General features: G+C 53.7%; 10 protein-coding genes. 5 read left to right on the top strand and 5 right to left on the bottom strand.

The genetic code is table 11. From position 1 onward, the window contains the following. Positions 1 to 299: 299 nt before the first annotated feature. Together AAC019_RS15010 and AAC019_RS15015 are read left to right on the top strand one after the other, a co-directional pair. Positions 300 to 1,895, top strand: a complete 1,596-nt coding sequence (locus AAC019_RS15010; RefSeq protein WP_339899951.1) for an ABC-F family ATPase — start codon at positions 300 to 302, stop codon at positions 1,893 to 1,895. Between the two features lie 131 nt (positions 1,896 to 2,026). Further along, positions 2,027 to 2,902, top strand: coding sequence for a prohibitin family protein (locus AAC019_RS15015; protein WP_339899953.1), 876 nt, complete (start codon positions 2,027 to 2,029; stop codon positions 2,900 to 2,902). 190 nt (positions 2,903 to 3,092) lie between these two features. On the opposite strand, the gene AAC019_RS15020 is transcribed toward AAC019_RS15015, so the two are convergent. From AAC019_RS15020 to AAC019_RS15035, 4 genes are all read right to left on the bottom strand, one after another. After that, a complete protein-coding gene (locus AAC019_RS15020; RefSeq protein WP_339899954.1) occupies positions 3,093 to 5,270 on the bottom strand; it encodes a TonB-dependent siderophore receptor in 2,178 nt (725 codons plus the stop codon). Between the two features lie 216 nt (positions 5,271 to 5,486). After that, positions 5,487 to 7,490, bottom strand: a complete 2,004-nt coding sequence (locus AAC019_RS15025) for a GMC family oxidoreductase (protein ID WP_339899956.1) — start codon at positions 7,488 to 7,490, stop codon at positions 5,487 to 5,489. 17 nt (positions 7,491 to 7,507) lie between these two features. Further along, positions 7,508 to 8,011 carry a hypothetical protein gene (locus AAC019_RS15030; RefSeq protein ID WP_339899958.1) on the bottom strand — a complete coding sequence of 168 codons (504 nt, stop codon included), beginning with the start codon at positions 8,009 to 8,011 and terminating at the stop codon, positions 7,508 to 7,510. Between the two features lie 16 nt (positions 8,012 to 8,027). Then, on the bottom strand, positions 8,028 to 9,368 hold the full coding sequence (locus AAC019_RS15035; protein WP_339899960.1) for a hypothetical protein: 1,341 nt from the start codon (positions 9,366 to 9,368) through the stop codon (positions 8,028 to 8,030). A gap of 381 nt (positions 9,369 to 9,749) precedes the next feature. Here AAC019_RS15035 and AAC019_RS15040 point away from each other — a divergent pair, with 381 nt between their 5' ends. The 3 genes from AAC019_RS15040 (at position 9,750) to AAC019_RS15050 (ending at position 13,037) form a co-directional block, all read left to right on the top strand. Then, positions 9,750 to 10,340: an SOS response-associated peptidase gene (locus tag AAC019_RS15040; protein WP_339899962.1), complete on the top strand. Its 591-nt coding sequence runs from the start codon at positions 9,750 to 9,752 to the stop codon at positions 10,338 to 10,340. Between the two features lie 169 nt (positions 10,341 to 10,509). Continuing rightward, a complete protein-coding gene (locus AAC019_RS15045; RefSeq protein ID WP_339899964.1) occupies positions 10,510 to 11,040 on the top strand; it encodes an RNA polymerase sigma factor in 531 nt (176 codons plus the stop codon). Beyond that, complete coding sequence (locus AAC019_RS15050) at positions 11,037 to 13,037, top strand: VWA domain-containing protein (protein ID WP_339899965.1); 2,001 nt, start codon at positions 11,037 to 11,039, stop codon at positions 13,035 to 13,037. The genes AAC019_RS15045 and AAC019_RS15050 overlap by 4 nt, the downstream gene beginning before the upstream one ends. Before the next feature lie 124 nt (positions 13,038 to 13,161). Here the strand turns inward: AAC019_RS15050 and AAC019_RS15055 are convergent, their stop codons facing one another. Further along, a complete protein-coding gene (locus AAC019_RS15055; RefSeq protein WP_339899966.1) occupies positions 13,162 to 14,604 on the bottom strand; it encodes an efflux transporter outer membrane subunit in 1,443 nt (480 codons plus the stop codon).

A 14,604-nucleotide genomic window follows, 5' to 3' on the forward strand; every position in this document is an offset into this window, starting at 1 on the left:
GGGCTGAGCTGCCGGGGTGCGTTTTTTCGTCCCTTTTTCGTCGCATTACAAAAAGGGACTCGCCCGCCCGGCGACTGAGGGCACACAAAGCCGTAACCAACCAATGTAATCGTATGGCACCCCAAGCACTCCGTAGCTAAAAGGCCGGTATCACGCTGAAACCCCGCCTTAGCGGCATCTTCACACCTTTACCGTTGATGTATCCACCCAGTTCTGGGACAATCGCGCGCTTCTTGCAATAGCACCGACCAGATACACGTCTGTGCCCGATAAACATCCCTCCCACAACAGGATCTCGCGTGCTCACTACCGCCAATATCACTATGCAATTCGGCGCCAAGCCGTTATTTGAAGACGTTTCGGTTAAATTCGGCAACGGCAACCGTTACGGCTTAATTGGCGCCAACGGCTGCGGCAAGTCCACTTTTATGAAGATTCTGGGGGGCGATTTGGTGCCGAGCGCCGGCAACGTCTCGCTCGACCCAGGCGAGCGTATCGGTAAGCTGCGTCAGGATCAGTTTGCCTTTGAGCAGTACTCGGTGGTGGACACCGTGATTATGGGCCACGCCGAGCTGTGGGCCGTCAAAGAAGAGCGCGACCGTATTTACAACTCGCCCGAGATGAGCGAAGAAGACGGTATTCGCGTTGCCCACCTAGAAACCGAGTTTGCCGAGATGGACGGCTACACCGCCGAATCTCGCGCCGGTGAGCTGCTGATTGGCTTGGGTATTGGGGTCGAGCAGCATTTTGGCCCCATGAGCGAAATCGCCCCCGGCTGGAAGCTGCGGGTGCTATTGGCCCAAGCGCTGTTCTCGGACCCGGATGTACTGCTGCTGGATGAGCCGACCAACAACCTGGATATTCACACCATTCACTGGTTGAGCGAAACACTCAACCAGCGCAACAGCACCATGGTGATCATCTCGCACGACCGGCACTTTTTAAACAGTGTGTGCACCCATATGGCCGACGTCGACTATGGCGAGATTCGTCTCTACCCCGGTAACTACGACGACTACATGACCGCCGCGACCGCTGTGCGCGAACGCCAATACGCCGACAACGCCAAAAAGAAAACGCAAATCGCCGAGCTGCAAGCGTTTGTTAGCCGTTTTTCGGCCAACGCCTCTAAAGCCAAGCAGGCTACCTCGCGCGCCAAACAAATCGATAAAATTCAGCTTGAAGACATTAAGCCCTCAAGCCGGGTAAACCCGTTTATTCGCTTTGAGCAAGACAAAAAGCTGCACCGCTTAGCACTGGAGGTGCACAACTTAAGTAAAGGCTTTGACGAGGGCCCGCTATTTAAGCCGTTTGATTTAATGGTTGAGGTGGGTGAACGCATTGCGATTATTGGCGAGAACGGCGCAGGTAAAACCACGTTACTGCGCACGCTACTGGGCGAGCTTACCCCTGATGAAGGCACGGTTAAGTGGTCCGAGAATGTGAAGATCGGCCACTACGCGCAAGATCACACCAGCGACTTTGCCAACAACGAGACACTGTTTGAGTGGATGAGCCAGTTTAAGCCGGTTAACGGCGATGAACAGCTGATTCGCGGTACGCTGGGCCGGTTACTGTTTAGCAACGACGACATCAATAAACGCGTGCAAGTTATCTCCGGTGGTGAGCAAGGCCGCATGATTTTTGGCCGGCTAATTCTGCAAAAGCCCAACGTTATGCTGCTGGACGAACCCACCAACCACCTGGACATGGAATCGATCGAGTCGCTGAATGTGGCGCTGGAGAACTACCCCGGCACCCTAATTTTTGTCAGCCACGACCGGGAGTTTGTCTCGTCGGTTGCCACCCGTATTTTAGAAATCACCGATAATAAAATTATCGACTTCTCGGGTAGCTACGATGAATATTTGGCGAGTAAAGGGCTGCAGGGGTAAACAATTGACACCTAGGGTGAGTGACATTAATCTCACTCACCCTATAGCGCTAAGCGGCACCATCAAACAACCGCCCGCCGCTTAGCGAATAATAAAAATCATTGGATCACATCAAAAAGGACGTTTGCGTTATGTTTCAAAAACAGCTCAATGTTAAATGGATTGCCTCCGGTATTTTGGCGTTAGTCGTACTCATCGTCGCTATGGGTTCTGTCTATACCGTCGAGGAGGGTCACGTCGGTATTGTAAAACGCTTTGGCGAGGCCAAGTATCAAGAGAACCCCGGCTTACACTTTAAAGTGCCTTTTATGGACTCGGTCGAATCCATAGAGGTGCGCACCCGTAAAAACGGCGAGAAAATGGCCAGCAGTACCGCCGAGCAAATGCCGGTAACCGTCGAGGTCTCGGTAAACTGGACCGTTAACAAAGAGGCGGCACTGGAGCTGTTTCGCCGGTACGGTGGTCTGCTACAGTTCGAGCAGCGTATTCTCGACCCACGTTTTCGCTCGGCCACCAAAGACACTATTCCCAAGTTTGAGGCCGAACAGTTAATTCAGGATCGCGCTCTGGCCATTACCGGAATCGAAACCCGCTTAATCGAAGAGATGTCAGAGTTTCCGGTAATCGTCGATAACATTCAGATTGAAAATATCGTACTGCCCAGCAAGTACATTCAATCGATTGAAACCAAACAAACCGAAAAAAACCTGGCCGCCGCGGAAGAGCATAAGCTCGAGCGGCAGCGTTTAGAGGCCCTGCGCGAAGTAAACACCGCCGACGCCCAAGCCCAGGGGATTATTAAAGTAGCCGAAGCCGAAGCACAATCAATACTGCTTAAAGGTGAGGCCGAAGCAAAAGCCATTGAGGCAAAAGCGCGCGCGCTGCGTGACAATCCCTTGATTGTAAAATTAACCGAGGCACAAGCCTGGGACGGCAAGCTACCCGCCACCATTTTAGGCAGCGCCACCATGCCGATTATGGACATGCGCGAAGCGGCTAATAAGTAACGTAACACCGGGGGCTTATCGGCCCCCATCCCTTCTGTTTTATCTTGTTTACCCCGTTGACACCGACCGATACACCGCGTATTGCAGCACGCAAGGTACAGACAGCACTGTAGGGAGGTAACCGTAAAATAATAGAGGCAAGCGGAAGGAGGCCCCGGGGCGAGCATAATACCCCGGGAGCTGTGTGCTTTTAGTTAAAGCGGTAGTTTAAGCTAAGCGTATAGTTGCGTGGCGTACCATAGCGGTACGAGCTGAACTGCCCCACCTGCGAGTAGTACTTTTCGTCAGTGATATTGGCGGCATTAAACTGTACGCTCAGATCATCGGTAAAGGCGTAGCGCGCCATTAAGTTGGCCAGCACATACGAATCCTGCTCAAACCGGTCGGGGTTACCGGCGGGGGTAGTACCCTCAGAGTAAGTCTCGTTTTGCCAGTTAACACCGCCACCGAGCATTAACCCCTGCAGTGAGCCGTCAAACTCGTAGGAGGTAAACAGCTTAAAGATCTTGGTGGGGATGCCGGTGTTTATGTCATTACCATCGGCGTCCTCGACTGTGTATTGCGAGTATCCGGCGCTGATATTCCAGCCATCGATGGGCTGACCCACAACCTCCAACTCTACCCCGCTGCTTTGGGTGCCCTCGGCTGGATAGTAAGCCGACATCTGATCGGGCGTACCGATAAAATCGGTGTCCAGCTGCGCCAGGTTATCTTGCTGAATATCAAACAAAGCCACGGTGGTGTTTAAACGATCATTCAGGAAGCGGCTTTTTAAACCGATCTCGGCGCTCTTGCCTATTAACGGGTCCAAGAACTGGCCGTTAACGTCGCGGTTGCTTTGCGGTTTAAAAATTTCGGTGTAGCTGGCGTACACGCGGTGAGCTTCAGTTACATCGTACAGCGCGCCGGCATAAGGAATAAATTCATCCTCGTTGCCGTAATCCACGTTTCCGCTCCAGTCAAAGCCGGTGCGCAACCAGGTGGCAACACGGCCGCCGACAATAAACTTGAGCTTATCGGTGGCCGAGAGGCGGGTTGCGGCGTAGTAACCGCGCTGCTCGGTCTCGATATCTTGCGACTGGGTGCGCTCGTCTGACCACTCGGGCTCGTGCAAATCGCCCCACTCGTAAAAGTTATCGACGTCTACCCGATCATAGTCGCCACTCGGATCACCACCCAATGGCTCCTGAGTAAAGGTTTCGGCGGCTTGCTCGCTGTAGAGTGCACCCAACACAAAATCGTGGGTTTGGTTAAACAGGCCGAAGTCGCCTTTTAACTGCACATCAAAACTGTCTTGCTTAGATTCGCCGTCACTGCGATAGCGCTGCGCGTTTAAGCCGGCACCGGTATCTTTATCCAGCGAGCCGTACACGTAAAGCAACTTGGTGTCGTTTTCATAGGTTAGGTGATTGTAGTTGGCGAGCAACTCCCAACCGTTATTAAACATATGGTTGATACTGGCAAAGTAATTGGTGTTGGTGGTTTCCCAACGGTTCCAGTCCATGGCGGTGGTTTTGGAAACATCCCAATCGGCTTTGCTGCCATCGGAGAAGAAGGTAGGCAACGCGCCCCACACGGTACTTTTAGGGTCGCTGTGCTGATAGCTGCTACCAACGCTGAATACTGTGTTGTCGGTTAAATCGGCCTCAAGCACGCCGTAAAAAACGCTTTTGTCGTCTTCATAGTAATCCACATGAGATTCACCCTCCAGATAACGCCCCACCACGCGGCCGCGAATCGAGCCGCTGTCGTTTAACCCTGTGGCCACATCGGCGGTCAGGCGTTTTTTATCCCAGCTGCCGGTCGCGACCTCGATAAAACCGTTTAAATCGCGGCTATCGGCGTGTTTGCGCACAAGGTTAATAGAGGCCGAAGGGTCGCCCACCCCGGTTAACAAACCGGTGGCACCCCGGACAAACTCTACCCGCTCATAAATGGCGGTATCGGCGACGGTCTCACCCGAGTCGCCCCCTAAGCTCCACGAGGTGGGTACGCCATCAATCTGGTAACTGTCGATGCGAAAGCCGCGCGAGTAAAAGTTATTGCGTACGTTATCCACCTCGGCTGAGCTAACGCCTACGGCATTGTTTACCGCCTCTAAGATGGTGGTAATGTTCTGGTCTTGCATCCGCTCAAAGGTCAGGATTGATACCGACTGAGGCGTCTCTTGCAGCGTTAAACCGAGGCCCGTGGCGGTATCCAATGTTTGCTCAACGGCGTACTTACCGGTGACGGTGATTTCTTCGATAGAGCCTTCCTTGGGGCTGATCTGCGGTGCGTTGTCACTGGCTGCATCCTGAGCCAGGCCGAGTTGCGCGTGGGTACACAGCAATATGGCCGCAGAGAGAGGGAGAAGTTTATAGTTCACGAAGGCGCTCCAAACAGTTATGGGTCAAAACTGGGGCGCACAATAACACAAATAACAACCATTATCATTACCAAAAGAGAACCAACAACAAATAAAATGGTTTATTAAGTGTCAACCGCCCTATCGCCACCCGCCTTTTGCGCGTTCACCGTTCAGCCACAAAAAAGCCCCAGTGTTTCTGGGGCTTTTAACGCAGGGCTTAGCGACCCCCTACACTCATACCAAATCCTGTTTAATATTCTCCGCTGCCTGCAAAGCCAGTGCGGCAATGGTTAGCGTTGGGTTGCCAGTGGCAATGGTCGGGAACACCCCACTGCCCACCATGTACAAGTTGCTGTGATCCCAGGATTGCTGGCGCGAGTTTAATACCGAGTTCTCGGGCGAGGTGCCCATGCGGTACGTCCCCACAATGTGGCCGGCGCCGTAAAACTTAAAGTTATGGGTGGTGCCGTCATCATCGGTGTACTGAAAACTGGTGGAGGTAACTTCGGGCCCGCCGTCGGTTTTATAAAACACCGGGTCGCCCGGTGCTTTGGTGTACTCGGTAGCGCCAACTTTGTTAAACAGCTCGGTGGTGAGTTTTTTAGCCGAAACAAAACTCTTGCGCTCGTAATCGGAGCCCAAGCGGTAGGTGACCAATGGCCTCGGCAAACCTAAGTTGTCTTTTAAGTCAGCCGACAACTGCACGCGATTATCCGGGTCGGGCAACTGCTCGATCAAATAGCCCAAACGCATCTGGCGGGTGTAAACCTGATTAAGGGTTTGCACCAACTCGGCGCCAAACAATTTGGAAAAAGGTTGTGCACTGCTATTCCAACGCAGTGGCTGGCCCTGCTCATTCACCGAGTTGCCGTTTAGCTGCGAGTTGTTTTGACCAAACACAAAATCAGCCAGGGTTGTGCCCGGGTCGTTGGCGGCCCACTGCCAGCCCTCGTTGCCAATCTCGACCCGGTAGGCCGAGCGCTCGCGGCGAAACTCACCGTCGCGCAGCGACTCGATGCCCGAGGTCGCCAAAGGCCCACGGTAAGGGTACATGGGGTCTTTTGCCAAACCCCAGCCCAAATACATAATGTGGTCCATTAAGTGCCGCCCTACCTGATCGTGCTTGTTGGCAACGCCACACTCAAAGCCCGGGTTTTTATTGGACATTAACAAAAGCTTAGGCGTTTCGATGGCGTGCGCGGCCAACACATAAGCCTTTGCTTGCACGGTGCCCGAGCCGGTGGCAATACCGTTGGGCTGATCGTACACAAGATAGTCGATGCCACAGACGCTATCGTCAGCCGCCAACTGAATATTACTGGCAACATGCTGATAGCGAATGTCCACATTGCCGGTTTGCTGTGCATCCGCAAGCGTTACTGTCGCGTCGTACTTGGCCTGGATGGGGCAAATAGGAATACAGTTGGTATTGCCGGCACACTGGCGCCGGTTTTGATGGGGTACCGAATTGCGCCCCTGGGGTGTTGGCGTTACATACACCGGGTTGCCGTCGTAGCTCATGGCGCCCAGCGACTTGCTGTACAAATCATCCTGCAGGCTCGGCACAATGCCCGGCATGGCAAAATCATACTCGGCGCCATACTGGCCGGTCGGCTCCACGTTGTATTGTTGGTACACTTGCTCGAGCGACGGCTTATCGCCCGAGACGCCAATGACACGATTGGCTTTTTCGTAAAACGGCACCAAGTCGTAATAAAAATCCGCGCCGCCGGGCCAATCGACGCCCTGGTCATACAGGGTTTTTAACTGAAAATCCTCGGGGAATAACCGCAAACAGGTACCCAGCCAGTGCCAGGTGGTGCCGCCCCCTACCCGCTCGTAAGAGCTGGCAAAGGCAAACTTGGCGTTTAAGCTGGTCCCGGTTAATCCCGCCTCTTGTTCGGTGTAATCAAAATAGCTTTGGGTTTTCTTGCGCCAGGCGTCTACCTGTAACACGGTATAGCGCGGCGTGTTTTCAGCGGCCGGGTCCGGCAACCCCAAGGGGTTATCAGCGGTCGCCGGTACGGCCGCCTGGGTGGCCGGCGGGTATGGCGATTCGGGGGTTTTGGCATTGGCTTTGTAAAACGTTTCCATATAACCCGAGCGATCGGGCGGCACTTTGGGGCCACCTTCCAGTATTAATACTTTTTTGCCTGCTTTGCCCAACTCGTGGGCAACAATCGCACCGGCGATACCGGCCCCGACAATCACCACATCATAAACATCACTGTCACTCATGATCTGCTCCTTAATCCTTATTGTTGGCCGGTGTAGTTATTCAGCGCAGCGGGCGGCTCGCCCCAGTAGCCGTAACTATAATTTGAGTCGCCCATGGGGTGCGCCTGCATTACCCGCCACACCAAGCCCGAGGTATAACTTTTAGAGAACAGCGTGTGAAAATCGGTACGCCCCCCGGTATCAGTACCCGGCGCTTCTTGCACGGTGGGCCAGGCACCCATGTACCACAAAAAAATCAGCTGGCGGCACGCCAACACAAACGCCGCACCTTGCGAGTCGCTAAGCATCTGCTCACCGATTTGCTGATCGGTAAGTGCGGGCGTTTGCTCACGCAGCGTCTGGTAGCGGCTGAGAATTTTTTCGGGCAATTGGTTGTCGCCCGATTCACTGGCCACTTGCTCAATCCACACCGGCAAGTACTCGGCTTTGATATTGACCTCATCTAACTGAGGGCTTAAGACACTTTCGGCAAAGCCTGTCAGCACGACGCTCAGCCCGACAAAATTATCCATACTAGACATAGTAATCTCCTGGTAGTTACTGAGCGCGCTCAAGCAAGTAAGTAAAATCCGACTTTTTGCCGTTAGTCATAGCCGCATTATTGTGACACTGGATACAGCTTGATGAGGTTTGTTTTACCCGCCCCTGAATATAAGTTTCGAGCGTGGTATTGGCTAAAAACGTCGGTGCAGGTACGCCCGTCTCGTCGGTTACATCGCCGGCAGCGGTTGGCCACTGGGTGCTAATCAACTCGTAGTTGGCCCATACAGTGCCGGGCACCGCCGCTTGCAGTTTTTGCTGGTATTGCCGATTAAGCTCGGCGGTATCATCCGCGATGGGGATCACCCGTTCGATTTGGCTGGGCGGAGTGTTTTTATTGGCGGGGTTCCAGGGCCGCGGTGGCGGCTCGTTAACGGCGGTGCAGTCAACGCCACCGTCGGCACAGTCGGGGCTGTAGTAGTTGTAATGGTCTTTATCGGGCGTTTGGCCCTGAGTGGGCGCGTTGTTTACGTGCTCAAAGGTGGACCAAATCCACTGCGGGTTATTCTCGACTTTAGTGCCAATATGAAACCCAACCAAGCCCACACGCTGCAACTGGCAAGCTGCAGTCACCCCGGAATTTTCATGGGGGTTGTTGTAAACATAGGCTTCGGTGGTATAAAACAGGCTCGGGTCGTCGCCCTCGCCCATCACCTTCCAGGCGGCTTTTAGCATTATCGAGCCTACCTCTGTGTCGCTACCAAAAGGGAACTCGGCCTTCGCATCAAATTCCGTTTGCCCCGCTTTGCTGTACAAATCGTTGTCTAAGATATAATCAAACATCACCTGATTGGTTAATATCTCGTAGCGGGTGTATTGACCGTTTTGGTCGATCAAAGGGCCGGTTTGAAACGGCTCGGCACTTTCATCCAGCACGTTGGGGGTTTTGCCTACCTGGCGCAACAAGGGTTTAGTGGCATCGTTGCCACAGCTGGCCGGCGGCGGAAAAGGCTGATCCCAACCGGGCGGCTTTGCACCTTCGGGTAAAAATATATCGCGGCTTTCTTTGTAGTACTGCCATACGCGCATGGCGCCTGGCTGTTCACCGATGGTAACGCCCGTCAGTGGGTTGCCCCCGGCATCGGCGGGCCAGTTAAGCGCAATAAACGATTGCCACGAAAAAATATCAAAATCGCGCTGTAACGACTCTATGCTAACCGTGCCGCCAAAAGGCTCTTTAGGGGGAATATCAGGGCTTAACGGCTCATCGACCGGTGAAGACGATGAAGAGGCCAAAGCCGCAGAGCTTTGTAGGTTAACGGTTTCACCCTTGCCGCCATCGCAAGCGGCCAGCAACAAGCCGGCTCCGGCGATCAAGAGTACGCGGTTTTTTTTCATATCAATTCCCTCTAGTGGTGTTCCTGAAAACAATGCGCAGGTACTAATACCAACCAAAACCGTTACGGCCAACGTACGGATACTGCCCGTTCTGCTTCAAACAAGCCGCGCCGACAGTTAAAAATTATCAATCTGCCGTAAGTTAAAGTGGTGTGGCAACACACGGTTTAACGCTTTTTTGATGGTTACCTCATCATGCCAGAGGGCCGCAAAGGCTAAAATTACAGAGAATTACACGATAGCGACGGCAAGGCTTTTTTGACAAACCAACCACGGCACTAAGTTCGTTACAATAGCGCAGGTCAATCGAGTTACACGACGCTGAAGCACGCCACAATGTAGAGCGATTTTTAGCGTTAAGCCGAGGAGTTTTATCCCGTTATGTGCGGACGACTATTTATAGCGCCATCAAAAGACGTCGAAGCCTTTTTATCGAGCTTTGGCGTGCGCAACGTTAAGCTACCCACGGTAGACAACATCAGCCCGACTCAAGCCGTACCCGTGTTGTTCCGGGATGAAGAAGGCACCCATATGGGCCCCATGCGCTGGTGGCTTCACCCACATTGGTCGCCCGATCCGCCCAATCAGCGCTTTGCTATGTTTAATGCCAGAGTCGAAAATGTGTTACGCAGTAAAGCCTATCGCGACCCGATACGATACCGCCGTGCGATTGTGCCCGCGGCCGCGTTTATGGAGTGGAAGAGCGAACCTGAGGGGAAACAGCCCTACTATGTCGAGACCAATGGCGTATTTAAGCTCGCCGCCATTTGGGATTGTTGGAAGGAAGAGCTATGGAGCTGCTCGATTTTAACTCAGCCGGCTTCGGCCAGCTTCAGCGCCATTCATAACCGTATGCCGGTTAGCTTAAGTGATGAGTTAGCCCACAAGTGGATGGACCCGCGTGCTGACGTTAAGGCCCTGCTCACGGAAGTTAAAGGCGAGTCACAACTATTGCGGCCTAAAAAGCTTTAATGCCTATGGCTTAGCGTTACCGCCTGGCTTTGGTTGCCGCTGCCTATTTTTTAGGCATGTATACTGTGCCGTAAGCCACCAATGGCAGTTACAACATAAAAATTTAGGCGAGCGCCAAGGATTTTGCGACTCGTAACGTCTTACTCATAAATAGCGCTACGGTAAATCTATGGATTCAGACAACCTCAGCCAACTTATCCGCCGCGCTCAGGCCGGCGAGACGGAGGCGTTTAGCGAACTGCTTGAGGCCCACTACGATGTAATCTATCGGTTTGCGTTTCGCTGGTGCGCCAAGCGCGAGGCCGCCGAAGATATTACCCAGCAATGTTGTATAAAACTGGCCCGCGCCATTAAGCAGTTTCAGCACCGCTCGGCCTTTAGTACCTGGCTGTACCGTCTGGTCATCAACACCGCTCAGGACTGGCAGCGCCAAGACGGTCGCCATCAACATGCCGGCGATACCGCAGACCACCCCAGCGACTCGGCGCAGGAGGAGTCACAGGTTTATCTGCAACAGATACTTAAACAGCTGGATGACATGGGCGAAGGATTGCGTGAGACCGCTATTTTAGTGTTGGCTGAAGGCTTTAACCACCGCGAGGCCGCCGAGATACTCGGCGTAAAAGAATCCACCATTTCCTGGCGTTTACACCATATGCGAAAGCAGCTCGCATCAACCGATGGGGCGCACACATCATGACCGATATCGATAAATTACTGCAACAGCAACAGATTCCCCCCTCCGAGCCCAGCGCCCGGCAGGCCGCCATGCGCGATGCACTGGAGGCGTTTGAACAAGAGCACCAGGCGAGCCAAGGCAACCCAGAAAATAATCGCTCCAGCAGCCAAGGATTTTGGCAGCGGTTACGTCTTATTAAAGACGCAACCTTCAGGAGCATTGCTATGACTTCATCTACCACACGCACACTATTTGCCGGCCTCGCGGCCGCCAGTGTTACCGTCCTCGGGCTTTTTATTGTCCTACCTGCCCTACTAACCGTCTCTCCACCATCGATTGACGAAAGCGAGGTGACACTTACTGATATAAAACTGTCGAGCTCAAAGGACGCCGCCGCCCGCGCGCCAATGATAGAAGATGTAATGATCGAAGAATTAGTGGTCAGAGGAGAACCCAGAAGGGTTGTAGAAGGTAGCCATGCTGCCCCTGCGTCCGCGCCTATACAAGCACCTCAAAAGGCCAGTATGGATTTCGCACACGGTACGGTTCTAAATATGAGGGCGCCCACAGGATCTGACTCATTGCCGCGACCAATGGCACAAAACCGTGATAAATTCTCTGAGCAACAGGAAAACCCGGTTAAACGCACCCTTGAGGCGCCGGTGTCGACCTTTTCAGTGGATGTCGATACCGCGTCTTACAGCTTTGTTCGCCGACAGTTAAACAGCGGGGTACTCCCGGCAAAAAATGCGGTACGCGTGGAAGAGATGCTTAACTACTTCGATTACGCCTACCCCACTCCGCAAAACCGTGAGCAACCCTTTTTACCCAGCATTGCTGTTACCGATTCACCGTGGGCGGAGGGTAAAAAACTGCTGCATATCGGTATCAAAGGGTACGATCTAAGCGGCCAAAAGGTACCCAAAACCAACTTGGTGTTTCTATTGGATGTATCCGGCTCAATGAACAGCCCCGACAAACTGCCGCTGGTTAAACAATCGATGGATATGCTACTGGGCAGTTTAAAACCCGATGACACCGTTGCCATCGTGGTGTACGCCGGCGCCGCCGGCACTGTACTTGAGCCGACCGCCGTTAAAGACAAACAAAAAATTCTGGCCGCGCTGCGCAACTTGCAGGCCGGTGGCTCAACCGCTGGCGCCCAGGGTATCCAGCAAGCGTACCAGTTAGCCGAGGCCAACTTTGATGACAACGCGATTAACCGCGTAATACTCGCCACCGATGGTGACTTTAATGTGGGCATTAGCGATACCGAACAGCTCAAGGGTTACATCGAACGAAAACGAAACCAAGGGATATTTCTCAGTGTGTTGGGCTTTGGCCAAGGCAATTACAACGACGAGCTGATGCAAACCCTGGCGCAAAACGGCAACGGTGTAGCGGCCTATCTAGACACCCTAGGCGAAGCGCAGAAAGTGCTGGTACAAGAGGCCAATTCGGCACTCTTTCCGATTGCTAAGGATGTAAAAATTCAGCTGGAATTTAACCCTGACAAAATCGCCGAGTATCGGCTCATCGGTTACGAAACCCGGATACTAAACCGCGAGGATTTTAACAACGATAAAGTCGATGCTGGCGATATCGGCGCCGGCCACAGCGTAACCGCCCTATACGAGCTGACACTGACCGACTCGGATGCGCAATTGATTGATCCCAACCGTTACGGAAAAAACCCAGAACCTGACACAGAAAACAGCAGTGAATATGGTTATTTAAAACTGCGCTACAAATTACCCGAGCAAAGTACATCGCAACTGTTAGAGCAGGCCATCACCGCGGACGACAAACCAGTGGATCAAGCGTTACTTAACGAAGTAAACTTTGCCATCGCCGTCGCTGGGTTTGGTCAAAAACTTACAGGCAGCGTATACCTTCACGAGTTAAGCTATGACGACATCATTGCCATGGCCCAAGCGAGCAAAGGAGAAGACTTGTACGGCTACCGCACCGAGTTTATTCAGCTGGTACGCAAAGCGAAGATCGCAAAAGAATTGTAACGGAAGGGGTTGCCCCGCCATCGAGTAATATTACGGCGGGGCCATTTAGGCGGTTAAAAAACGAGTCAGTCGTAACGCGGATCTAACGTAGATGAAAAGCGCGGGGCGCGGGCGCCCCTCTCGGTTACATTCCGGCCAACTGTTCGGCGGCCTCCCAGCCACCTCCCAACGATTTGTATACCGCAATCAAGTTCAACAGCACCTGAATATCACTTTGCGCTAACTGAGCGCTTACGTCTAACTGCGAGCGCTGAGCATCCAGCACGGTTAAAAAATCGCCATTGCCTAGCTCGAACTTGCGCCCGGCTAAATCGGCCGCCTTAGTGCTGGCTTTAGCCGCTTGCTGTAAGCCGGCGCGGCGTTGCTCTTCGCGGGTGTAGTTTTGCAAGCTGTTGTCAGTCTCTTCCAGCGCGAGCAGTACGCTTTGCTCAAACTCGGCTAAGCGTGCTTGGGTGCGTGCATCGGCGGCATCAATCTCGGCGTTAACCCGGCCCATGTTAAACGCGGCCCAGCGAATTTGTGGGGCAAACAAGAAGGTCGAGGTTACGCTGTCGCCCAAGCGCGACCAATCGCTGGATAAATACCCCAAGCCACCGGTAATGCTGATACTGGGGTACAAATCGGCCACGCGGATATTGTATTGCGCCACCGACGCCGCCAATGCCTGCTCGGCACGGTGAATATCCGGGCGGCGCTGCAGCATACTTTGCGGGTCGCCCACGGCAAAGGTCGCAGGCAAACTCGGCAGTGGTTGCACCTCGGCCAATTGGTTTTTTAGCTCGGGCAGTTTACGCCCGGTTAAAACCTGCAGCCGATTGAGCGAGGTATTAATTTGGGCCTCAATGCTGGGTACGCGGGCGCGGGTAAGCTCTAATTGCGATTTAGCCCGAGCCACGTTTAGCTCATCCCCCAGGCCCACTTCAAAGTAGCGCTGTGTGAGGTTTAGTGTTTGACGCTGTATCGCCACGTTTTGCGCCGCTACATCCAACAGGTACTGAAAACCGCGCAAGTTAACATAGGCGCTTGCCACCTCGGCGCTAACGCTTACCTGAGCCGCGTGTAAATCCGCCTCGCTGGCGGCCGCCAGCGCTTGTGATTCGCGCACGCCGTTACGCACCCGGCCAAAAAGGTCGAGCTCCCAACTGGCGTCAAAGCCGGTGGCGTAGGTTTGGCTGATACGCGAGCCCGCCTCGCCCACCACATCGGCGCTTTGGCGCTGACGGGTGGTATTTAGCTCGGCTTCGACCGTCGGGTAGCGATCAAACTTGCTCTCGCGTAAATAAGCGCGCGACTCGGCTAGCGAGGCCGCGGCGATACGCACACTGTGGTTGTGCGTAAGCGCACTGGCGACCAATCGGTTTAATGGCGCATCGTTAAATTGCGACCACCAGGCGGCAATGGGCTGCGCCTCGGTTGCCTCGACCGGCAGCGCAAAGCTCGAATCCGGCATAGGCAACTGCGCGCTATCACGCACAGTGTCGGGTGATTTAAACGAGCTGCAGGCGGCAATCGCCAGGGGCAGCAAGGCTAGCCCCACTAACTTAACGTAAGATGTTGTGTGTTTCAT

Origin of the sequence: uncultured Gilvimarinus sp. (assembly GCF_963975215.1) — a bacterium.
Classification (GTDB): Bacteria; Pseudomonadota; Gammaproteobacteria; order Pseudomonadales; family Cellvibrionaceae; genus Gilvimarinus.